At 67.1% G+C, this 20,866-nt stretch carries 20 protein-coding genes and 1 tRNA gene; 8 read left to right on the top strand and 13 right to left on the bottom strand.

Features of this window, described 5'->3' with window-relative positions; translation table 11 throughout:
* Nucleotides 1-21 precede the first annotated feature (21 nt).
* From GV161_RS25810 to GV161_RS25840, 6 genes are all read right to left on the bottom strand, one after another.
* Entirely contained in the window at nt 22-717 is a 696-nt protein-coding gene (locus tag GV161_RS25810; RefSeq protein WP_152014737.1) for a winged helix-turn-helix domain-containing protein, read from the bottom strand.
* Nucleotides 714-3,437, bottom strand: coding sequence for a sensor histidine kinase KdpD (locus GV161_RS25815; protein ID WP_152014738.1), 2,724 nt, complete (start codon nt 3,435-3,437; stop codon nt 714-716). Before GV161_RS25815 ends, GV161_RS25810 begins: the two co-directional genes overlap by 4 nt.
* Before the next feature lie 5 nt (nt 3,438-3,442).
* A complete protein-coding gene (gene kdpC, locus GV161_RS25820) occupies nt 3,443-4,024 on the bottom strand; it encodes a potassium-transporting ATPase subunit KdpC (protein WP_152014739.1) in 582 nt (193 codons plus the stop codon).
* Between the two features lie 23 nt (nt 4,025-4,047).
* Nucleotides 4,048-6,099, bottom strand: a complete 2,052-nt coding sequence (kdpB, locus tag GV161_RS25825) for a potassium-transporting ATPase subunit KdpB (protein WP_152014740.1) — start codon at nt 6,097-6,099, stop codon at nt 4,048-4,050.
* A gap of 21 nt (nt 6,100-6,120) precedes the next feature.
* Nucleotides 6,121-7,830: a potassium-transporting ATPase subunit KdpA gene (gene kdpA, locus GV161_RS25830; protein ID WP_152014741.1), complete on the bottom strand. Its 1,710-nt coding sequence runs from the start codon at nt 7,828-7,830 to the stop codon at nt 6,121-6,123.
* A gap of 396 nt (nt 7,831-8,226) precedes the next feature.
* The gene (locus GV161_RS25840; protein WP_159650421.1) at nt 8,227-8,388 is read right to left on the bottom strand and encodes a hypothetical protein; all 162 of its coding nucleotides are present in this window, start codon (nt 8,386-8,388) and stop codon (nt 8,227-8,229) included.
* A gap of 147 nt (nt 8,389-8,535) precedes the next feature.
* Here GV161_RS25840 and GV161_RS25845 point away from each other — a divergent pair, with 147 nt between their 5' ends.
* Nucleotides 8,536-8,979, top strand: a complete 444-nt coding sequence (locus GV161_RS25845) for an aldehyde-activating protein (RefSeq protein WP_152014742.1) — start codon at nt 8,536-8,538, stop codon at nt 8,977-8,979.
* A gap of 1 nt (nt 8,980) precedes the next feature.
* Here the strand turns inward: GV161_RS25845 and GV161_RS25850 are convergent, their stop codons facing one another.
* From GV161_RS25850 to GV161_RS25875, 6 genes are all read right to left on the bottom strand, one after another.
* Nucleotides 8,981-10,066: a M48 family metallopeptidase gene (locus GV161_RS25850; RefSeq protein ID WP_152014743.1), complete on the bottom strand. Its 1,086-nt coding sequence runs from the start codon at nt 10,064-10,066 to the stop codon at nt 8,981-8,983.
* Between the two features lie 20 nt (nt 10,067-10,086).
* Nucleotides 10,087-11,295, bottom strand: a complete 1,209-nt coding sequence (locus GV161_RS25855) for a DUF898 family protein (RefSeq protein ID WP_152014744.1) — start codon at nt 11,293-11,295, stop codon at nt 10,087-10,089.
* A 143-nt stretch (nt 11,296-11,438) separates the two neighbouring features.
* The gene (locus GV161_RS25860) at nt 11,439-11,870 is read right to left on the bottom strand and encodes a thioesterase family protein (protein WP_152014745.1); all 432 of its coding nucleotides are present in this window, start codon (nt 11,868-11,870) and stop codon (nt 11,439-11,441) included.
* Between the two features lie 75 nt (nt 11,871-11,945).
* A complete protein-coding gene (locus tag GV161_RS25865) occupies nt 11,946-12,242 on the bottom strand; it encodes a GNAT family N-acetyltransferase (RefSeq protein WP_152014746.1) in 297 nt (98 codons plus the stop codon).
* Between the two features lie 125 nt (nt 12,243-12,367).
* Nucleotides 12,368-12,586: a DUF2934 domain-containing protein gene (locus GV161_RS25870; RefSeq protein ID WP_152014747.1), complete on the bottom strand. Its 219-nt coding sequence runs from the start codon at nt 12,584-12,586 to the stop codon at nt 12,368-12,370.
* A gap of 149 nt (nt 12,587-12,735) precedes the next feature.
* The gene (locus GV161_RS25875; RefSeq protein WP_152014748.1) at nt 12,736-13,098 is read right to left on the bottom strand and encodes a carboxymuconolactone decarboxylase family protein; all 363 of its coding nucleotides are present in this window, start codon (nt 13,096-13,098) and stop codon (nt 12,736-12,738) included.
* A gap of 244 nt (nt 13,099-13,342) precedes the next feature.
* Between GV161_RS25875 and GV161_RS25880 the strand changes: the two genes are divergently transcribed.
* Nucleotides 13,343-13,537: a hypothetical protein gene (locus tag GV161_RS25880; protein ID WP_152014749.1), complete on the top strand. Its 195-nt coding sequence runs from the start codon at nt 13,343-13,345 to the stop codon at nt 13,535-13,537.
* A gap of 273 nt (nt 13,538-13,810) precedes the next feature.
* Here the strand turns inward: GV161_RS25880 and GV161_RS25885 are convergent.
* Nucleotides 13,811-13,900: transfer RNA gene (locus GV161_RS25885), tRNA-Ser, on the bottom strand.
* A 313-nt stretch (nt 13,901-14,213) separates the two neighbouring features.
* Here GV161_RS25885 and GV161_RS31395 point away from each other — a divergent pair.
* From GV161_RS31395 to GV161_RS25915, 6 genes are all read left to right on the top strand, one after another.
* Nucleotides 14,214-15,467 (top strand): septal ring lytic transglycosylase RlpA family protein, encoded by a 1,254-nt coding sequence (locus tag GV161_RS31395; protein ID WP_280179048.1) that lies wholly within the window; start codon nt 14,214-14,216, stop codon nt 15,465-15,467.
* Nucleotides 15,468-15,537: 70 nt separating this feature from the next.
* The gene (locus tag GV161_RS25895) at nt 15,538-16,731 is read left to right on the top strand and encodes a D-alanyl-D-alanine carboxypeptidase family protein (protein WP_244624080.1); all 1,194 of its coding nucleotides are present in this window, start codon (nt 15,538-15,540) and stop codon (nt 16,729-16,731) included.
* Nucleotides 16,732-16,733: 2 nt separating this feature from the next.
* The gene (tmk, locus tag GV161_RS25900; RefSeq protein WP_152014751.1) at nt 16,734-17,411 is read left to right on the top strand and encodes a dTMP kinase; all 678 of its coding nucleotides are present in this window, start codon (nt 16,734-16,736) and stop codon (nt 17,409-17,411) included.
* Complete coding sequence (locus tag GV161_RS25905) at nt 17,408-18,478, top strand: DNA polymerase III subunit delta' (RefSeq protein WP_152014752.1); 1,071 nt, start codon at nt 17,408-17,410, stop codon at nt 18,476-18,478. Before tmk ends, GV161_RS25905 begins: the two co-directional genes overlap by 4 nt.
* A 26-nt stretch (nt 18,479-18,504) precedes the next feature.
* The gene (gene metG / locus GV161_RS25910) at nt 18,505-20,064 is read left to right on the top strand and encodes a methionine--tRNA ligase (RefSeq protein WP_152014753.1); all 1,560 of its coding nucleotides are present in this window, start codon (nt 18,505-18,507) and stop codon (nt 20,062-20,064) included.
* Nucleotides 20,064-20,864 (top strand): TatD family hydrolase, encoded by an 801-nt coding sequence (locus GV161_RS25915; RefSeq protein ID WP_152014754.1) that lies wholly within the window; start codon nt 20,064-20,066, stop codon nt 20,862-20,864. Before metG ends, GV161_RS25915 begins: the two co-directional genes overlap by 1 nt.
* Nucleotides 20,865-20,866: the final 2 nt, after the last annotated feature.

Below are 20,866 nucleotides of genomic sequence, written 5' to 3' on the forward strand. Positions count from 1 at the left end.
ACGACAGTGGAATGGCCGGCCTCAGACCAATCCCCCCAGCCGATAGCCCACGCCCGGCTCCGTCTCGATCAGCTTCGGCTCTGCCGGATCGTCCTCGAGCTTCTGCCGGAGCTGGCCGACGAAGACGCGCAGATACTGCACATCGTGCTCATGCGCCGGGCCCCAGACCGCAGTGAGGATCTGCTTGTGGGTCAGCACCCGGCCATTGCCCTGGGCCAGGCAGGCGAACAGGTCGTATTCCTTGGGCGAGAGCTTCACCGCCGTGCCGCCCTTGTTGATCCGGCGATTGACCAGATCGATCTCGACATCGCCGACCTGCAAGGCCGGCTCCGAGCCCTGGCGTTCGAGGCGATGGCGCAGCGCGACGCGCAGGCGCGCCAGCAACTCGCCGACGCCGAAGGGTTTTTCGACATAGTCGTCGGCGCCGGCGTCGAGCGCGTCGATCTTCTCGGTCTCGCGGTCGCGGGCCGAGAGGATGATCACCGGTCCGTCATAGAAGGCGCGTGCCTTGGCGAGCGCCTCCTTGCCGTCCATGTCGGGCAGGCCAAGATCGAGCACGACGGCATCCGGCGGCTTGCGGGCGATCTCGCGCAGGCCGGTGGCGGCATCGTCGGCGCGGATCGGCTCATAGCCGGCAGCGTCGAGCGCCGGACCGAGGAAGCGATGGATCTGCGGCTCGTCGTCGATGACGAGGATGCGCGGGCGAAAGGCGGTCATGATTTGGGCTCTCCGCCCGCGACGTCCTTGCGCAGGCTGATCAGGATACGGGTGCCGCCCTTGCTGCCGTCGGGACGGTCATGGATCGGGCTGGCGGCGGCGATGCGGCCTCCCATAGCCTCGACGAAGCCTTTGGCGATGGCGAGGCCGAGGCCTGCCCCCTTGCCGCGCTCGCCGCCGCGATCGATCGATTCCTCCAGCCGCCGGAACTTCTCGAAGACGCGCTCCAGTTCGGCAGTCGGGATGCCGCGGCCCTCGTCCTCGATCGAGATCACGACATTGCCCCGATCCTCATAGGCGGCCGCCTCGATCAGGGCGCCGTCTTCGCTGTAGGCGATGGCGTTTTCGAGGATATTGACCAGCACCTGTTCGAGCAGGCCGGAATCGGCCCTGACGAGCGAGAGCTCGGCCGGGAAGTCGCGCTGGACCCGGCGTTGGCCGAGCCGGCGCGAAATGCGCGAAAGCGCCGATGCGATCACGTCGCGGACATCGATCCAGTCGCGCCGCGCCACCAGCGCCCCGCCTTCGAGCCTGGTCATGTCGAGCAGGTCGCCGACATAGCGGTTCAGGCGCTCGGCCTCCTCGCGGATCGAGAGCAGGAGATCGTCGCGCACGGCGGGCCGCATGCCCTCGCCAAAATCGATCAGCGTCGTCGCCGAGCCGAGCACGGTGGCGAGCGGTGTGCGCAGATCATGGCTGACCGAGTTGAGCAGCGCCGAGCGCAGGCGATCGCTACGACGCAGCGCCTCGGCGTCGACGGCGGCGGCGGCAAGCTCAGCCCGCTCGATCGCGATCGCGCCCTGGTCGAGCAGCGCCAGGGCGAAACGCTCGCTCTCCGCCGTCGCGAGCGCTTTTGGCTCGAAGCCGACCACGCCGGAGCGGGCCCGCACGCCCTGCAACGGCCGGAAGGTCCAGGCCGCATTCGGCAAGGTGCCGGTGCCCGCCCCGGCCGGTTCGCCGCGGTTCCAGGTCCAGCGTGCGGCGGTCATATCGGCGGTCGAGAGCGCTTCGAGCTCGGGCGCACCGGCCGCCGGGGCGATCTCGCCATTGACCGGCAGCAGCACCACGACCTTGCCGGAGGTCGCGGCCGAGACCTGTTCGGCCAGGATCGAGGCGACGTCCTCCCGCCGCGCCGCCGCCGACAGCCGGCGGCTGGCGGCGAGCAGAGCGGTGATCGCCGAAGCACGCCGCGCCGTTGCCTTGGCCTGGTCGCGGATGCGCCCGGTCAGGCCACCGGTGGTCAGCGCCACTGCGAAGAAGACGAGGAAGGTCAGGACATCCGCCGGGTGGCCGATCCAGAAGGACAGGCGCGGCTCCAGAAAGAAGAAGTTGTAGGCAAAGGCCGCGAGCGCCGCCGCCGTCACAGCCGGCCAGAGCCCGAAGGCAAGGCCGGCGCCGAGCACGCTGACCATGAACAGCATGGCGAGATTGACGTTCTCGACCCGCTTGTCGATCAGCTCGGCGAGACCGATCACCACCCCGACCATGGCGATCGCGCCGAGATGGGCGAGCCAGCTGAAGCCGGCGGGCGACATGTTCGGGCTCGCAGGCTGAACCGGACCGCTCGTCACCTCGGTGATGATGTGCAGCGCCGCACCATTCTGCGCCTTCAGCAATTCCGGCGCGAGCGAGCGATGGAACCAGCCGCGCCAGCCCTTGCGATGCGATTTACCGACGACAATCTGGGTGACGTTGTTGCGCCTGGCATAGTCGAGCACTGTGCCGACCAGATCGTCCCCGTTCAGCACCACGCCGGCGCCGCCGAGCTGTTCGGCCAGCTTCAGCGCTTCCGCGAGGTGGGCGCCCCGACCGGCATCCGGTTCCGAGCCACTGGGCCGCTCGACATAGGCGACCGTCCACGGCGCATCCATCATCATGTCGGAGAGGCGCCGCCCGGCCCGGACCAGCGACCCCGCCATGGCGTCCGGGCCGATCAGCACCAGGATGCGCTCGCCCGCCGCCCAGGGCCCCTCAACGCCAGCGCGTTTCATCGCTTGGCTAAGCTGGTCGTCGACCGTCTGGGCCGCGCGCCGCAGCGCCAATTCGCGCAGCGCCGTCAGGTTCTCCGGCTTGAAGAAATTGCCCGCCGCGAGCCGCGCCGTCTCGGGAACGTAGACCTTGCCTTCCTCCATGCGCTGGCGGAGTTCGGTCGGCGTGATGTCGATCAGCTCGATCTCGTCGGCGCCGCTGAGCGCGCTGTCCGGCACCGTCTCGCGCTGGCGCACGCCAGTGATCTTCCAGACCACGTCGACCAGGCTTTCGAGATGCTGGACGTTGAGGGTCGTCCAGACGTCGATGCCGGCCTGCAGCAATTCCTCGACGTCCTGCCAGCGCTTGGGATGGCGGCTGCCGGGGGCGTTGGAGTGAGCGTACTCGTCGACCAGCAGCAGCCTCGGCTTCAGCGCGAGGGCCGCGTCGAGATCGAACTCCATCATCAGCCGGCCGCGGTGCTCGAGCGGCCGGCGCGCCATCACCTCGAGCCCGTCGAGCAGGTCTTCCGTCTCGCGCCGACCATGCGTCTCGACCACGCCGACGAGCACCTCGCCATGCTCCTTCTGGGCGCGCCGACCTTGCGTCAGCATCTCGTAGGTCTTGCCGACGCCCGGCGCCATGCCGAGAAAGATCTTCAGCCGGCCACGCTTGCCGCGGCCGGCTGAAGCCAGCAGGGCGTCGGGGTCGGGCCGCCCTGCCTCACGGAACTGGGATTCGTCTGTTGCCATCGAACCTAACGTTGAGCGCGCGGCCAGCGCGCGTCGAGTGCCAAATTGACGGCGAGCACATTGACGCGCGGCTCGCCGAGCAGGCCGAAGGTCGAGCCCTCGGTGTTGGCGGCTATCACCGCCTGGACCTCGGCCGCCGGAACCTTGCGGGCCGCGGCGATCCGGGGAACCTGCCGCGCCGCATTGGCCGGCGAGACATGCGGGTCGAGACCCGAGGCCGAGGTGGTGACGGCATCGACCGGGATCGGCGCCTTGCTCTCGGTGCGCAGAGCCTCGGCATCGGTCTTGAGGCGGGCGGCAAGATCCTCGTTCAGCGGCCCGAGATTGGAACCCGACGAGCCCGAGGCATCATAGCCGTCCTTGCCGGCAGCCGAGGGGCGGGGCCGCAGATGGGCCTCGTCCTTGAAGTTCTGCCCGATCCAGCGCGAGCCGACGATCTCGCCGGAGGCATTGCGGATCAGCGAGCCGCCGGCCTGCACCGGGAACAGCGCCTGCGCCAGCCCGGTGACGCCCAACGGGTAGGCGAGGCCGAGCAGGGCGGTGAAGAGGGCCATCGAGACGATGGCGGGGCGAAGATTGGCAATCATGATACGGCTCTCCTGTCAGGCCGTCAGACGAGCTTGAGGGCGGCGATGGCGAGATCGATCAGCTTGATGCCGATGAAGGGCGCGATGATCCCGCCGATGCCGTAGAGGGTGAGGTTGCGCGAGAGCAGCTTGGCCGCGCCAATTGCCCGATAGCGCACGCCCTTCAGGGCGAGCGGGATCAGCGCGACGATGACCAGCGCATTGAAGATCACCGCCGAGAGGATGGCGCTCTGCGGGCTCGACAGACCCATGATGTTGAGCGCACCCAGAGCCGGCAGCGAGACGACAAAGAGCGCCGGGATGATGGCGAAATACTTCGCAACGTCGTTGGCGATCGAGAAGGTGGTGAGCGCACCGCGGGTGATCAGCAATTGCTTGCCGACCTCAACGATCTCCAGGACCTTGGTCGGGTCGCTGTCGAGATCGACCATGTTGCCGGCCTCGCGCGCCGCCTGCGCACCGGTCTGCATGGCGACGCCGACATCGGCCTGCGCCAAAGCAGGGGCGTCGTTGGCGCCGTCGCCGCACATGGCGACGAGGCGGCCCTTGGCCTGCTCGGTGCGGATGATCCGCAGCTTGTCCTCCGGCGTCGCCTCGGCGAGGAAGTCGTCGACACCGGCCTCCGAGGCGATCGCCGCCGCGGTGACGGGGTTGTCGCCGGTGATCATCACCGTGCGCACGCCCATACGGCGGAGATCGGCAAAGCGCTCCTTGACGCCCGGCTTCACGACGTCCTTGAGATGGATCACGCCGACCAGCGCGCCGTTTTCGCTGACGGCGAGCGGCGTGCCACCCGAGCGGGCAATGCCGTCGACCGCCTGGCGCAGTTCCGCCGGCACCTGGCTCTCGGCGAGATCGAGCGTCTTGATCACCGCGTCGACCGCGCCCTTGCGCCAAGACATCTTGCTGGAGTCCTTGCCATCGAGATCCAGACCCGACTGGCGGGTGGTGGCGCTGAACGGGATCGTGGTCGCTCCCGCCGGAACCTCGGCCGTGACGCCCTGATTGCGGGCGAGCTCGACGATCGAGCGGCCTTCCGGCGTCTCGTCGGCAAGCGAGGCCATCAGTGCCGCGCGCAGCGCCGCGTCTGGGCGCACGCCCGGGACCGGGATCACCTCGACCGCCATGCGGTTGCCGAAGGTGATCGTGCCGGTCTTGTCGAGCAGCAGCGTATCGACGTCGCCGGCGGCCTCGACCGCACGGCCCGAGGTCGCGAGCACATTGACCTTGAGCAAGCGGTCCATTCCGGCGATACCAACGGCGCTGAGCAGGCCGCCGATCGTGGTCGGGATCAGCGTGACGAAGAGCGCGCCCAAAACCATCGGGTCGAGCGAGACGCCGGAGAAGGTCCCTAACCCGGTCAGGGTGACGACCGCGATCAGGAAGACCAGGGTGAGGCCGGCGAGCAGCACGGCGAGCGCCAGCTCGTTCGGGGTCTTGCGGCGGTCGGCGCCCTCGACCATTGCGATCATGCGATCGAGGAAGGAAGAGCCCGGCCGTGAGGTCACGCGGACCTTAATCCAGTCGGAGACGACCGTGGTGCCGCCGGTGACGGCCGAGCGATCACCGCCGCTTTCGCGGATCACCGGCGCGGATTCACCGGTGATCGCAGCCTCGTTGACCGAGGCGACGCCCTCGATGATCTCGCCATCGGCAGGGATGACGTCGCCGGCCTCGACCAGGACGATGTCATCAGGGGCGAGTTCGTGAGCCGGCGTCGGGATCATCGCATTGCGCTCGGCATCGATGATCAGCTTGGCCTTGGTGGTGACGCGGGTGGCGCGCAGCGAATCCGCCGCCGCCTTGCCGCGCCCCTCGGCGATCGCCTCGGCGAAATTGGCGAAGACCACGGTCAGCCAGAGCCAGATCGCAATCTGGATCGGGAAGGCAGCCGGCTGGCCGTTGGCTATGGCGACGACAGCCGAGACGGTGGCGAGCGCAGCCACCACCTCGGTCGCGAGGATGACCGGGTTGCCGGCCAGCTCACGCGGGTCCAGCTTGTTGAAAGCGCTCTTCAGGGCCGTCAGCACGACGGCCTGGCTGAAGGCGCTGGATTTGGCGAGCGAGACACTCATCTAACGAGTTCCTTTGTCGGCTCAGCGAATAGCCGCAAGCACCTGGAAGTGCTCGACGATCGGCCCGAGCGCGAGCGCGGGGAAGAATTGCAGGCCACCCAGGATCAGGATGATGCCGATGAGCAGGCCGACGAAGAGCGGGCTATCGCTCGGCAAGGTGCCGGCGGTGGGGGCGAGCTTCGGCTTGGCGGCGATGGCGCCGGCCATGGCGATCACCGGGACCATGTAGGCGAAGCGCCCGAGCAGCATGGCAATGCCAAGCGTCGTGTTCCACCAGGGGGCGTTGGCGGTGAGACCGGCGAAGGCCGAACCGTTGTTTCCCGCCGCCGAGGAATAGGCGTAGAGGATCTCGGAGAGACCGCGTGGACCCTTGTTGAGCAAACCTTCGAGCGCGACCGGCAGCACGGCGGACACCGCCGAGAAGCCGAGAATAGCGAGCGGCAGGATCAGCACCGCCAGCATGGCGAACTTGATCTCTCGGCTCTCGACCTTCTTGCCGAGATATTCCGGGGTGCGCCCGACCATCAAGCCGGCGACGAAGACCGCAAGCAGCGCCATCACCACCATGCCGTAGAGGCCGGAGCCGACGCCGCCCGGCAGGATCTCGCCAAGCTGCATCAGGAACATCGCGACGCCGCCGCCGAGCGGCATGAACGAGCCGTGCATCGAATTGACCGAGCCGTTCGACGCACCGGTGGTCTGGGCAGCCCAGATCGACGAGGCGGCCGCGCCGAAACGCACCTCCTTGCCTTCCATGTTGGCAGGCGCGTCGGTAATGCCCGCGGCGACCATGGCTGGCTGCGGCGTCAGCGTCTCGGAGGAGTAAATCGCGGCGGCGCCGAGACCGACGAGGATCACCATCGCGGCGAGCAACGCACGCGCCTCCTTGCGGGCGCCGGCGACTCGCCCGAAGGCGATGACGGTGCCGAAGGCGAGCGCGTTCAGCGAGACGACCTCGATCAGGTTGGTCAGCGGCGTCGGGTTCTCGAGCGGGTGCGCCGAATTGACGTTGAACAGACCACCGCCATTGGTGCCCCACTGCTTGATCGCCTCCTGGCTGGCGACCGGGAAGAGCGCGATGATCTGGTCGGCGCCTTCGAGCGTCTTGGCGGTGATGTTGGCGAGCAGGCTCTGCGGCACGCCGGCAGCGACGAGCGCAAGCGCGGTGACGATCGAGACCGGCAGCAGCACGTAAAGGACGGAACGGGTCAGATCGACCCAGAAATTGCCGAGCGTCTCGCCGCGATCGGCGGCGAAGGCACGCGCAACGGCGGCAGCGATAGCCAGGCCGGCGCCGGCCGAGACGAAGTTCTGCACGGTCAGGCCCGCCATCTGGCTGAGGCTGCTCAGCGTCGTCTCGCCACCATAAGACTGCCAGTTCGTGTTGGTGACGAAGCTGACGGCGGTGTTGAAGGCGAGATGCGGCGAGACGCCGTCGAAGCCCTGCGGGTTCAGCGGCAGGAACCCCTGCAGCCGCAGCATCGCATAGAGCAGCACGAAGCCGGCCGCGCTGAAGGCGAGGACGGCGCCGGCATAGCCGAGCCAGTTCTGCCCCTTGTTCCGGTCGATGCCGAGCGCGGCATAGAACCCGGCTTCGACCGGTTTCAGCACCAGGTCGAGCGGCGTTGTCTCGCGCGCCCAGACGCGCGCCATGTAGATGCCGAGCGGCCAGCCCACGGCTACCGTCAGCGCGATCGTGAAGACGATCTCAGCCCAGCCCCGCCAGTCCATGCGAGGTCTCCTTTTTGTCGTTGGTTCAGAAGCGGTCGGGGCGCAGCAGCGCGGCGACCATGTAGACCGCGAGCCCGAGGGCAGCAGCGGCATAGAGCAAGGTCAGCCCCATGGCGTCAGACCTTGCGCAGCAGCGCTGCGTACCAGCCGAAGAGCGCGAAGGCCCCGGCTCCGAGCGCGAGAAAGACGATATCGGCCATGACGGATCTCCAGCCTGGTTTCAGGCCGGAGATGTGGTACCGCCCCCGCTAAGCGGTCGAGCCGGAAGGGCAGGCGGGAGCATAAGGGCGGCGTAAAGATGCCCGGAGCGGGCCACGCGAGAACCTCGGCGCGCGCGACACAGCATCGACTGCGCGACGAAGTCAGAAGGAGACTTGGATATTGGAAGAAGAAGCGTCAGCTCGCCGCTTCCAGCCCCACAATGGCGAGGAAGCCCGATAGCGCCAGGCCCGCCCAGAAGAAGTCGTTGAGAACGCCCTGCAGGGGCGCGGCCCCCATGGTCACCGCAGACAGGCCGCCGGCCAGGAACAGCGCCGACGCAGCAACAAGGCTGTTCATGATGTCCTCCCGCATTTTGGCTTCGAACACGGTGGGAGCGATTCGGTTCCCCCGATTCGATGCGGTATCAAATCAGTTGTTTTGATAGGTTCAATCGCACGCCTATGATTGCCGTGATGTGACAGCGCACGAAGGGAACCAACCGGCATGACATATCGCTTGAACGGCGGCTGTCATTGCGGCGCAATTGCTCTCGAATTGGCGCTGCCGCGCCCGCCCGAGGAGGAGATCGTCGGCGCCTGCCAGTGCTCCTTCTGCCGCAAGCACAATGCCCGGACGGTTTCCGATCCCAAGGCGCAGGCCCGACTGGTCGTGCGCGAGCCGGCAGAGCTCCAGCGCTATCGTTTTGGGCTCGAAGCCTCGCAGGTCGTCCTCTGCCGCCGCTGCGGCGTCTACATCGCCATGCTGATGGCCGAGGACGGAAAGGCCTGGACCACGATCAATGTCGATGCGCTCGAGGAGCGCACTCGCTTTACCAGGCCTGCCGAGCCACGCGATTTCAGCGGTGAGGCGCTGAAGGGGCGGCGCGAACGCCGCAAAGCGCGCTGGACGCCGACCGAGCTGGTCGGCTGGCCGGACGGGAGCGGGTAGGTCACCCGGTCGCGCAGACGCGCTTGAGCGCCTGCCATTCCGCATCGGTGAGGATAGGCGGCCCAGCCGTCTCCGGTGCCGCCCGCTTCATCCGCTCCAGCCTTTCGCTGCTGACGGGATGGCTGTCGATAATCGTCGTCTTGCCGCCGCTTCCGGTGATGCGGACCAGAAACTCCCCGAGCGGTGCCGGCGAGCGGCCGAGCCGCGTCATCGCCCTGATCGCGAAGTCGTCGGCAGCCGTCTCGGCCTCACGCGAATGCGAGGCGTCGAGCAATGTGTGCGATGCGAAGATCACGGCGCCGCTGCCGGTGATGTCGCCGAAGAGCAGTCCGAACAGGAAGGAGGTGCCACCAGTCCGGATGACGCTGCGCAGTCCGTCGCGATGCTCGGCATGGCCGATCTCGTGCGCGATCACCCCGGCGATCTCGTCCGGATCGCGCGCCCGCTGCAGCAATCCCTCGAACAGATAGATCCGCCCGCCCGGCAAGGCGACTGCGTTCGGGATGGGTGAGGACAATACCTGCGCTTCGAGCGGGATGGCGCTGCCACCGGCGGCTTTCAGCGCATCCACCATCTTGGTGAAGGCGCGCTGACCTTCTGCGCCGGTGCAGTGCTTGCCACCCATCAGCGCCCGAATTTGCTTGTCGACGGCATCACCAAGGCGCTGTTCGACCGAGACCGGAACGATTGGAGCGAGCCGGTCGGCGATCAGCGGAATGCCGTAGAGCGTCATCAGTACGATGGATGCGGCAGCGGCAAGCGACCAGGCGACGATCCGCCAGGCTTGACCGCCGCCACGACCCTGATCGAGCGCGGTGCAGCGTGCCATCAGCAGGCGCTGGACCGCCTCGTCCTCGATCTCCAGCCGGGCTTGCGTCGCCGCCGCGACCGATGTCAGCCTCAGGCTGCGGCTGCCATCAACGCGCCTGATGTCGTCATAGCGCCAGGTCGCCAGCACGATATCGTGCTCGGTGATGTCGAGTTGCGCGTCGAGGCGCAGCTCGACCTGCCGTTTGCGGCTGGAAACCCCGTCATAATAGATGGCCGGATAGACGGCCGGGTGATCGCCATCGCTGATCGCACTCATCACAAGGCGGGACTCCGCACTCAGAAGCCGGCGACGTCCAGCCCATCGGCAAGGCCTTCGCCGACCGCGCCGACAGCCTCGCCCTGGCCAGTGACATCGCCGGCCGCTGACAGGTTGTGAACGACCGTGCTCTGCGCGACGAGCCTCCAGACATCTCGGTTGAGATAGAGTCGAATGACTGTGCCGACGGCGAGGGCGGCGAGTAGATAGCCGATCACAAAGATCATCAGCATCGCCGGATGCTGCGATGCCGTGAGGAAGCGCTCCTGACTATTGTCACCTGTCGCGATGAACGGGGAGACAAATAGGAACGCCCCTGTGCACCAGAGCGCGAATAGAAGCAGAAAAAGTGACGCCCAGCCGATCACTTTCCAGTAGCAGCCATTCAACCCGTCGGCTGCAAGGCTCGACTCGAAGCGGACCTCGCCGAAACGCAATCCTGACACCCACCAGCGCCATTCGATCGCTTTGAAGGCGGCGTACACAAAAGGCGACAGAACGGTGAAGAGCACAATCAGGATCAACGGCAGCAAGGCATCCGACCGGCTGGCCGTCTGCGCAAGGATCGGGGTGGCGAAGACGATCACCACGGCGAGCAATGCCGAGAGCCAGAGCCCCCAGGCGCGCTTGAAGAAGCCGCCGCCGGTGCCGTCGAAGCGCCCCTGCAGGCTGCCATAGGCGGTATGGCGCATCTTGAAGCGTTCGAGCGCGGCCAGCCGCCAGGGCAGGGCCAGCCCGAGCGAGAGGATGACCAGCAGCCACCAGAGACCCGAGCGCCAGCTATAGCTCCAGCCCGAGCCGCCCATCGAGAAGCGCAGGCCGCGCCAGAGCGTGCGGGTCACGCGATAGCGACGCGCCCGGTAGCGGGCGAATTCGGTGAACAGGTAGAAGAAGACGATGAGCGGGAGGCTGGCGAAGGCCTGCAACCTCTCGGCTTCAAGGGCGATCAGGAAATAGGCGAGATAAACCGGCACAAGGATCGCCAAGGCAATCAGGAAACCGATCAGCAGCTCCTTTGCCCGCCCTGTATACTCGGCCGGGTCGCCACCGACTGACGTATGAGACCAGAGATGGCGACGGATATCGGTCGCCAGCCAGAACCGGTAGAAGCCGAAGGTGACGAGCTCCAGCAGGGCGCCACGCGTCACGAGCTTGCGGAAAACCGGGCGTTCGCCCGAGAACGTGACCTGGTCGGCCGGCGAAGCCGGGTTGGCAACGACTTGATGCATCGTCCGTCACAGCTCCGGCGACAGAATCGGGCCGCTCGACGAACTGCCCCCCGCATCACCTTCGCTGACGACGTTGGGGCATGCAACCATGAGTTACATCCAGCCGCAATCTGAACGTCGCTGGCTCTGGAGCCAAAGCCGCGTTACCCCGCACTCGGTGGCGTCAGTGCGAGCAGTTGCTGCCGTACCGCATCCGAGAACGGCTTTGCCTTGCGCGTCGCCTCGTCCATCTGGACCATCACCGTGATGCCGCTGGCGACGCAACGTTCGCCCTGGAAAATCGCCTGCTCAAGCCGGACGGAACTGCGGCCGACGGAGGCGACGCGTGTGCCGATCTCGACCTCGCCTGGCCAGAGCAGCTCCGCCCGGAAATCCATCTCCAGCCGGGCGATGACGAAGGCCGTCTCCGGCTCGACCAGCCGGCGGGTGCGATCATAGATCAGCTCGACGCGCCCGGTCTCCAGGAAGGTCGAGAACACCGCGTTGTTGATGTGGCCCTGGCGGTCGGTGTCGCCATAGCGCAGCTTGTCCTGCGCCCGCAGCGGGAAATCGGTGATGGCGAGTTCGTCCGGCATGGCAGGCCCCGTTCTGTGACGGAGCTTTCAAACGCGATCGGCCGGCGCGAAGCAAGTCGAGACGGGCGAGGGCCCTCAGGCCAGCACGTCGCGGTAGTCGGGATGGCGATGCGCCCAGGCGGCGACGAAGGAGCAGCGCGGCACCACGCGCCGCCCGCTGGCACGGGCGATCTTGAAAATACCCTCGGCCAGCTGCGAGCCGATACCGCGCCCGTTGAACGCGGGCGGAACCTCGGTATGGGTCACGACAATCTGGTCGCCATCGCTGCGATAGACAGCGAAGGCCTGGCCGCCCGGGAAATCGAGCTCGAAACGCCCGACATCGGGCCGTTCGACGACCTCGGCCCGGTCAGCTTCCACATGCTGCGTCATGCCTCGCCTCCGCTGACACCTTCGACCACAATGTGGGCGCGTCGCGACCGCTTGTCTTCGGTTGCGATCATGCGGAGGGCGAATGGCAGGGCTGCGGGCGAACCACAGCCCCCGCAGGGCCTAAGTCAGGACAGCCATTCCTGCTCGCGGCGGCGGGCTCGTTCGCCCTTGAGCTCGTCCTCCGCGCCGTGATCGACGGTCTCCTCGCTGCGATTGCGGAAGGTCCAGATCGCCTTTGCCGCCTCCCAGTGCTCGTGGTCGCGGCCTTCCGGCTGTCCTTCTTCCATCCAGAGCGCATAGGCGATCTTGCGGATCTCGCGCTCGGCCTTGCCAGTATGACTCATCTCGTCCTCCTGGTTTCCTTGCGGTCGACAAGGAAACGACGGAACGCCATGGGGCGTTCCGCGCTTCCAGCGCCACTTTGCCACGGCAATATGGCGCTCGCATGAGCCCCTTCGGAGGCAGGTCACGGCTCCTTCGTGAGAGGCCGGCTTTATTCGGCGGCCGCCGCCGGAGCAGGGGCCGTCATCTGCTCGAAGCAGTCGAGAGTGCGCGCGGAATAGACCAGCGCCGCACCTGCATTCATCGCAATCGCGACGCCGAGCGCCTCGGCGATCTCCTCGCGGCTGACCCCGGCCTTGATCGCCGCATCGACATGGCTCGTGATGCAGCCGTCGCAGCGCGTGGTGACGGCAACGGCGAGCGAGATCAATTCGCGCGTGCGGGCGTCCAGATGCGTGGTCTTGGCCGCCCCGCCGGCCAGCGCGACATAGCCGCGAAGCGCCTCCGGCGCAGCCTTGCCGAAATCGCCGACGCGGCCCTTCAGCTCGGTGCGATAAGTGGTCCAGTCCAGCATGGCGCTGCCCTCCGTCGTGAAATCGGCCCGGTGATCGGCCGGCGACGATTGTTAGGCAGAGGGGCCGGTACGCGCCAGCCTCAGGCGGACATCGAAGAGCCGAGCGAACTTTGTGCTTCCGTCGTGAGATGGTGCCGGCGCTTGTTCTGGGCGGGTGGGCGCCATGCGAATGCTTGAAGAAAGCGAGCCAGACCCCAAATGCCGATGAAAGGGTGCCATCGCCTCCTGTGAAGCGGATCTCGCCATGAACCAAGAGAAGCTGAAGCAATTCCGCAAGCAATCGATCGAAAAGGCCCTGCGTGCCGGACTCCCGGCCTATTTCCTCGACGAATGCGAGGATGAAGGGGTGATCCGGGTCAGGCCTGGCGGCGCAGCCGAGCGGATCGTCATCCTGCAGGGCCGGGCGCAGGTTCAGCCCTTCGAATGCCGGGCCTGCTGAGCGGCGAACCTCGATCGCCCAGCATCAAACCACTCGACAAGACAAAGAAGGCGGCGCCAGAGCGCCGCCTTTACATTGTGCGGACAGGACTGCTCTTCGACAGCCAGACCGCGATCTCCGAAGGCTTCAGACTCGTGCTTCGCGTTTCCGGCCCTGCGGCAACAAAAGAGGCGGGCGCGTCGTGCTCCAAGAACAAATGGCGGAGAGCGAGGACGTGAGTCCGAACTCGGCCCGCGCGATCGATTGGCCGGCGGCATCGCGCAATGCAAAAGCTGGCGGAAGGGGTGGGATTCGAACCCACGGTGGGCTTGCACCCACGGCGGTTTTCAAGACCGCTGCCTTAAACCACTCGGCCACCCTTCCGGCGCCCCGTCATTGCCGTTCCTAGCCGATTTTTGCAAGCCGCATGCGGAGCGATCATGGCAATCTTTGCCCCGACTCCGGAGAATACGCGCATTTTCAAGAGGTTGCGGTGAAGCTCCGCCCATCTCGTCAAGCCGCGCCATGAAGCCCGCTCGGGCGTTGCGGCTGGGTCACGCTCCACCGAAAAATGGCGACGGAAAGGTGGCAGATTGACAGATGCCGCATTTCCGACACCTTTATGCCCGCCCAAGGGCAGCGCTGGGTTTCCGTTGACGGTCATGCGTTCGCGCTGCCGCCGCTTAACGATCCCTTAATGGAATTGGTCGAAAACTGCGACCTTGCCACGATCGTGGCTTGGGCGGCGCAGCGTTTTCGGCGCGACGAACAGGAATGCGGCATGATGCGAGGCACGAGCGCAGCGGCGGAGACCTCCTCTGTGGCAGAGTCCGGCGACGCCCCTCGTAGCTCTTCGTCCTCCCTGTCCACGGCGACCCGCCTCGGCTGCGTCGTACTGGCCGGCCTGTTTCTCGCCAATTGCGCCAACAACCAGGTCGCCCGCCGCGGCAAGTCGAAAGAGATCGGCGCCTTCCCGTCCTCGAAATATGGCCCCGCCAGCGCCCGCGTCGTCGAGGATGGCCAGCCGGTGCCCAAGGGCGGCGGCCGCGAGCTGATCGGCCGCAGCTATACCGTCGCCGGCAAGCGCTACACCCCTTACGAGAAGCCGGTCGGCTACACTGCTGTCGGCACCGCCTCCTGGTACGGCGAGGCCTTCCATGGCCGCCGCACCGCCAATGGCGAAGTCTATGATCGCATGAGCATCAGCGCCGCGCATCCGACGATGCCGCTGCCGGCCTATGCCCGCGTCACCAACGTCACCAACAGCCGCTCGATCATCGTGCGCGTCAACGATCGTGGCCCGTTCCATGGCGGCCGTGTCATGGACGTCTCGCAGAAGACGGCCGATGCGCTCGCTTTCCGGCATCTCGGCACGGCGCGCGTCAAGATCGAGTATCTCGGCCAGGCCTCGCTCGCCGGCTCCGACGACCAGATGCTGCTCGCCTCGCTGCGCACGGACGGCTCGGCGGCCTCGATCCCGGGCCAGAGCAGCCGCACCATGATCGCGAGCGCCGCATCTCAGGTCGATCTCGGCCGCTCTGCCGGGCCGGATCTCGACGACGAGGCCGCCAGGCCCGCTCCCGCTCCGACGCCGGTCCGCACTGAGCCTGCGCCGGTCGACGCGCAGCCCGTCATCCAGGCCTATGCTCCCGAGCAGCCGCGCACCATCGCTGTGCAGAGCCCGATTGTCGCCAGCGTCGCGACCTCGTCCTCCGCGGCAGGTGTCCCGATCAGCGGCGTCCGCCTGCCGCCGTCCCGGCCCTTCGATCTCGGTGCCGCCGGCCATGCCGGCAAGCCGGTCCTGGGCTTACGTCCGAATGTGACGACGCCGCTGCCGGTGCCGCGCACCGCCAGCCTCCCTGCCGCCACCGAGAAGGCATCGGCCCTGCGTCTTGCCAAGGGCTCGCCGCTGTCCACCGGAGCTAAGCAGCAGCCGCTGGCGCGGAATTGATCCTGTCCCGGGCTTGACCGCCCGGACTGGCGCATCATCTGATCTCGATATGACGCAAGGTCGATCAGGGATGGCGCACGCCCGCTATTCGCCAGTCTCCGGCGGAATTCTCGCGGTGCTCGCCCTGCTGCTTGCGCTGGCTCCGGGGCTTGCCCGCGCGCAGGCGTTCCAGTCGGCCGCGCCCTACGCGATCCTGCTCGATTCCGCCAGCGGCGCCGTGCTCTATGAGAAGGCTGCCGACGAGCTGATGGTGCCGGCGAGCCTCGCCAAGCTCGCAACCGCGCTCGTCGCCTTCCAGGAGATCGCAGCCGGCAAGATGACGCTGGAGACCGAGATCTCGATCTCGGAGAACGCCTGGCGCAAGGGTGGCGGCGTCTCCGGCGGCTCGACCATGTTCGCCATCGTCAATAGCCGGGTAAAGCTCGGCGACATCCTGCAGGGCCTGATCGTTCACTCCGGCAACGATGCCGCGATCGCGCTGGCCGAGGCGGTGGCGGGCGATGAGGCCAGCTTTGCGAGGATCATGACCGAGCGCGTCCACGCGCTTGGGCTGACCAAGTCGCAGTTCCGAAACGCCACCGGCATGGCCGATCCGCAGCAGAAGGTGACGGCGCGCGAGCTCGCCTTCCTGGCCGACCACATCATCAAGACCTATCCGGAGCTCTACAGGATCTTCGGCCAGCGCGACTTCACCTGGAACAAGATCAAGCAGAGCAATCGCAATCCGCTGCTTGCCATGGATATCGGCGCCGACGGGCTCAAGACCGGCAATATCGACGAGACCGGCTACGGCCTCGTCGGCTCGGCCGCGCAGAAGGGCCAACGGCTGATCGTCGTCGTCAACGGGCTGAAGAATGCGCGCGATCGTGCCAGCGAGGCCCGCAAGCTGCTCGAATGGGGCTTCCGCTCATTCGAGCAGCGCCAGGTCTTCGCCGAGGGCGAGACGATCGGCGAGGCCAGCGTCTTCGGTGGCGAGAAAGGGCGCATCGCGCTGAAGGCCAAAGGGCCCGTCAATTTGCTGGTGCCGCGCGGCAGCAGCGAACGCCTCGCAGCCCGCATCGTCTATCGCGGCCCGTTGCAGGCGCCGGTGGCAAAGGGAACGGAGATTGGCCGCCTGCTGGTCACGCGCGGGGAGATCAAGACGCTGGAGATCCCGCTCTATGCTGCCGAGTCGGTCGCAGCCGGCAGCCTGCAGCAGCGGGCGCTCGATGCGCTGATGGAGGCCGCGACCGGCTGGGTCCGCAAGGCCTGGAAGCGGAGCTGAGCGTGGCCAAAACAAAGGTGCAGCCTGCGACCGGGCATTTCATCACGCTCGAAGGCGGGGAGGGGGCCGGCAAGTCGACCCTCGCCAAGGCGCTCGCGGCGCGGCTGGAGGCGCATGGGCTTATCGTCGAGCTGACACGCGAACCTGGCGGCTCGCCCAAGGCAGAACGCATCCGCGAGGCGCTGCTCGCTGGGCGGATCAAGCCCTATGGCGCCTTCGCCGAGGCACTGATGTTCCAGGCTGCCCGCATCGACCATGTCGACAGCCGCATCAGGCCGGCGCTCCAGCGAGGAGCCTGGGTGATCTGCGATCGCTTCATCGATTCGACCCGCGTCTATCAAGGCACTCTGGGCGAGATCGCCGCCGACAAGCTCGCAGCGCTGGAAGCGGTCGCAATCGCCGGCCTGATGCCTGAGCTGACCTTCATGCTGGATCTCGCGCCCGAGACTGGGCTGGCGCGCGCGGCCCGCCGCCGGAAACCCGGCGAGGCAACAGACCGTTTCGAGAGCGAAACGATTTCCTTCCACCGCCGCTTGCGCCAGGGCTTCCTCGACATCGCCGCCGCCGAAACGCAGCGCTGCGTCGTGCTCGACGCCAGCCTTCCGCCGGAGACGCTGGCGGAAACCGCCTGGCAGGCGCTTTCCAGCCGGCTGCCCTTGCCGCAGATTGCGCCGGCATGATCGAATCGAGCAACGAACCCGACCGCCTGCCCAACGCGCCGCATCCGCGCGAGACGCTGGCGCTCATTGGCCATCAGCGCCAGGAGGAGGCTTTCCTGACGGCGCTGCGCTCCGGCCGCATGCACCATGGCTGGCTGCTCGGCGGGCCCGAGGGCGTCGGCAAGGCGAGCTTCGCCTATCGCGCCGCCCGCTTCATGCTTGCCGATGGCGATCCGCTGCGTCGCGCCGAAGCCGCCCGCGACCTCGCCGTGCCGGAAACGGACGGGGCCACCCGCAAGATCGCGGCGCAGTCACATCCCGACCTGCATCTGCTGCGGCGCATCGCCAAGCCGGACGGCAAGAGCTTCACCAGCAATATCCCGGTCGATCTCGTGCGCCGGATCATCGACCGCTTCGGCTCCAGCGCGGGCGAGGGCGGCTGGCGCGTCGCGATCGTCGATTCAGCCGAGGACCTCGACCGGCCAGGCGCTAACGCCCTGCTGAAATTGCTCGAGGAGCCGCCGCCGCGCTGCCTCTTCCTGATCGTCGCCCATGCGCCCGGCCGCGTCCTGCCGACGATCCGTTCGCGCTGCCGGCTGCTGTCCTTCGAGCCGCTCAGCGAGGACGACGTCGCCCAGGCCGGCGCGATCGCGCTGGAGCGCATGCGCCTGCCCTATGACGCCTCGGCGCTCGGCCGCGCCGCCACTCTGTCCGAAGGCTCGGTCAAGCGGACGCTGACCTATGTCGACCCGGAAACGCTGGCGCTGGTCGAAGCGGTAAGGGCGCGGCTCGACGCATTGCCCGCGGTCGACCTGACCGCGCTGCTGGCGCTCGGCGAGGATGTCGCGGGCAGGGCGGGCGAAGCCGATTTCGCGGTCATGATCGAGACCGTGCAGGGCTGGCTCGGCGCGCACCTCCATGCGCATGCCGCTGCCGGCCCGGCCCGGCTTGCGCCCCTCGCGGAGGTGTGGGAGAGACTTGCACGCGCCGCGAACGAGGTCGAAACCTACAATCTCGATCGCCGCCCCCTCGTCATGTCGCTGTTTCACGATCTGTCGGAGGCGGTTTCCCGTTCGCGCGCGGCCTGAAACCAGTTGAAACGACCGGACAGACCATGGCCTCGGCCCCGAAGTTCTATCTGACGACCGCGATCCACTACACCAACGGCCCGCCGCATATCGGCCACGCCTATGAGATGGTGTCGGCGGACGCGATCGCCCGCTTCAAGCGCCTCGACGGCTATGACGTCTTCGCCATGACCGGCACCGACGAGCACGGCCAGAAGGTGCAGCGCACCGCTGCGCAAAACGGGCTCTCGCCGAAGGATTTCGTCGACGGCATCGCCGTGCGCTTCGAGGAGATGGAGCGGCGGCTCGGCTGCTCGTTCGACCGCTTCATCCGCACCACCGACGCCGACCACCTGCCCTCGACGCAGGAGCTCTGGCGCCGGATGGAGGCCAATGGCGATATCTACCTCGCCAAATATTCCGGCTGGTACTCGGTCCGGGACGAGGCCTTCTATGGCGAGGAGGAGACGACCCTCCAGCCTGACGGCACGCGCCTGGGCGGGCAGGGCACGCCAGTCGAATGGGTCGAGGAGGAGAGCTATTTCTTCCGTCTGAAGTCCTATCAAGACAAGCTGCTCGCCCTCTATCGCGACGTGCCGGACTTCGTCTCGCCGGAGACGCGCCGCAACGAGATCGTCTCCTTCGTCCAGGGTGGGCTCGAGGATCTCTCGATCAGCCGCACCACCTTCGACTGGGGCTTGGCCGTCCCGGGCGATCCGAAGCATGTGATGTATGTCTGGGTCGACGCGCTCAACAACTACGTCACCGGCTGCGGCTTCCCGGACGAGAGCGATCCGCGCTGGCACTACTGGCCGGCCGATGTCCATATCATCGGCAAGGACATTGTGCGCTTCCACACGGTCTACTGGCCGGCCTTCCTGATGTCGGCGGGATTGCCGCTGCCGAAGCGCGTCTTCGGCCACGGCTTCCTGCTGAACAAGGGCGCCAAGATGTCGAAATCGGTCGGCAACGTCGTCGACCCGTTCGGGCTGGCAGATGCCTATGGCGTCGACCAGCTCCGCTATTTCTTCCTGCGCGAGGTCTCGTTCGGCCAGGACGGCAACTACAGCCACGAGGCCATCGTCGGGCGCATCAACGCCGACCTAGCCAACGATCTCGGCAATCTGGCGCAGCGCTCGCTGTCGATGATCGCCAAGAACTGCGAGGGCAGGGTGCCGTCGGCCGGTACGCTGACGGAAGGCGACCGCGCCATGCTGGCGCAGGCCGACGGGCTGCTGGCGAAGACGCGCGCCGCCATGCAGGATTTCGCCCTGCATGTCGTGCTGGCGGACATCTGGGCCGTGGTCGCCGAGGCCAATCGCTATTTCGCCAACAACGAGCCGTGGAAGCTCTCCAAGAGCGACCCGGCCCGGCGCGATACGGTGCTCTACGTCACGATCGAGACGATCCGGCAGATCGCGATCCTGACCCAGCCGGTGATGCCGCAGGCCATGGCCAGGCTGCTCGACCTGTTGGCGGTTCCCGCGGAGGCGCGCAATTTCGCGTCGCTCGGCGAGGCCGGCCGCCTGAGCTCAGGCACGGCGCTACCGGCGCCGAGCGCGGTCTTCCCGCGCTATGTCGAGCCGGAAGGCGGCGAGGCGGCCTGATGCTGATCGATACGCATTGCCATCTCGATTTCCCGGATTTTGCCGAGGAGGTCGCGACTTATGTCGGCCGCGCCGAAGCGGCCGGCGTCGGCCGGATGGTGACGATCTCGACCCGCGTCGCGCGCTTTGCGGCCTATGCGGCGCTGGCCGAGCGTTTCCCGTCGGTCTGGTGCACGGTCGGCACGCATCCGCATGGCGCCCATGAGGAGCTCGACGTCGCCGCCGGGCAACTGGTTGCGCTGTCACGCCATCCGCGCTGTGTCGCCATCGGCGAGGCCGGGCTCGACTATCACTACGACAAGAGCCCGCGCGAGGCGCAGGAACAAGGCCTGCGCACCCATATCGCCGCGGCCCGCGAGACCCAGTTGCCGCTGGTGATCCATTCGCGCGAGGCCGATGAGGACATGGCGGCGATCCTGCGCGAGGAAATGGGGAAGGGCGCCTTCCCCGCCATCCTGCACTGCTTCACCGCTGGCGAGATGCTGGCCCGCACCGGCGTCGAACTCGGGCTCTACGTCTCCTTCTCCGGCATCCTGACCTTCAAGACCTCGCAGGCGCTACGCGATATCGCGCGCGATATCCCGATGGAGCATCTGCTGGTCGAGACCGACGCGCCCTACCTCGCTCCGACGCCCTATCGCGGCAAGCGTAACGAACCGTCCTATGTCGTCGAGACCGCGAAGGTTCTGGCTGAGGTCAAGGGCGTCTCCTTCGATGAGATCGCCAGGATCACGACCGAGAACGCCAGGCGCTGCTACTGGAAGATGGACCACGCCGCGCCCGTGGCGCGGGTCGCCTGAGG

The organism is Bosea sp. 29B (assembly GCF_902506165.1).
In the GTDB taxonomy this organism is placed as follows: Bacteria; Pseudomonadota; Alphaproteobacteria; order Rhizobiales; family Beijerinckiaceae; genus Allobosea.

Excerpts from the sequence above, each read along its gene's own strand:
- GV161_RS25810 (WP_152014737.1), bottom strand. The coding sequence starts at position 717 with ATGACCGCCTTTCGCCCGCGCATCCTCGTCATCGACGACGAGCCGCAG.
- GV161_RS25815 (WP_152014738.1), bottom strand. The coding sequence starts at position 3,437 with ATGGCAACAGACGAATCCCAGTTCCGTGAGGCAGGGCGGCCCGACCCC.
- kdpC (WP_152014739.1), bottom strand. The coding sequence starts at position 4,024 with ATGATTGCCAATCTTCGCCCCGCCATCGTCTCGATGGCCCTCTTCACC.
- kdpB (WP_152014740.1), bottom strand. The coding sequence starts at position 6,099 with ATGAGTGTCTCGCTCGCCAAATCCAGCGCCTTCAGCCAGGCCGTCGTG.
- kdpA (WP_152014741.1), bottom strand. The coding sequence starts at position 7,830 with ATGGACTGGCGGGGCTGGGCTGAGATCGTCTTCACGATCGCGCTGACG.
- GV161_RS25840 (WP_159650421.1), bottom strand. The coding sequence starts at position 8,388 with ATGAACAGCCTTGTTGCTGCGTCGGCGCTGTTCCTGGCCGGCGGCCTG.
- GV161_RS25845 (WP_152014742.1), top strand. The coding sequence starts at position 8,536 with ATGACATATCGCTTGAACGGCGGCTGTCATTGCGGCGCAATTGCTCTC.
- GV161_RS25850 (WP_152014743.1), bottom strand. The coding sequence starts at position 10,066 with ATGAGTGCGATCAGCGATGGCGATCACCCGGCCGTCTATCCGGCCATC.
- GV161_RS25855 (WP_152014744.1), bottom strand. The coding sequence starts at position 11,295 with ATGCATCAAGTCGTTGCCAACCCGGCTTCGCCGGCCGACCAGGTCACG.
- GV161_RS25860 (WP_152014745.1), bottom strand. The coding sequence starts at position 11,870 with ATGCCGGACGAACTCGCCATCACCGATTTCCCGCTGCGGGCGCAGGAC.
- GV161_RS25865 (WP_152014746.1), bottom strand. The coding sequence starts at position 12,242 with ATGACGCAGCATGTGGAAGCTGACCGGGCCGAGGTCGTCGAACGGCCC.
- GV161_RS25870 (WP_152014747.1), bottom strand. The coding sequence starts at position 12,586 with ATGAGTCATACTGGCAAGGCCGAGCGCGAGATCCGCAAGATCGCCTAT.
- GV161_RS25875 (WP_152014748.1), bottom strand. The coding sequence starts at position 13,098 with ATGCTGGACTGGACCACTTATCGCACCGAGCTGAAGGGCCGCGTCGGC.
- GV161_RS25880 (WP_152014749.1), top strand. The coding sequence starts at position 13,343 with ATGAACCAAGAGAAGCTGAAGCAATTCCGCAAGCAATCGATCGAAAAG.
- GV161_RS31395 (WP_280179048.1), top strand. The coding sequence starts at position 14,214 with ATGGAATTGGTCGAAAACTGCGACCTTGCCACGATCGTGGCTTGGGCG.
- GV161_RS25895 (WP_244624080.1), top strand. The coding sequence starts at position 15,538 with ATGGCGCACGCCCGCTATTCGCCAGTCTCCGGCGGAATTCTCGCGGTG.
- GV161_RS25905 (WP_152014752.1), top strand. The coding sequence starts at position 17,408 with ATGATCGAATCGAGCAACGAACCCGACCGCCTGCCCAACGCGCCGCAT.
- metG (WP_152014753.1), top strand. The coding sequence starts at position 18,505 with ATGGCCTCGGCCCCGAAGTTCTATCTGACGACCGCGATCCACTACACC.
- GV161_RS25915 (WP_152014754.1), top strand. The coding sequence starts at position 20,064 with ATGCTGATCGATACGCATTGCCATCTCGATTTCCCGGATTTTGCCGAG.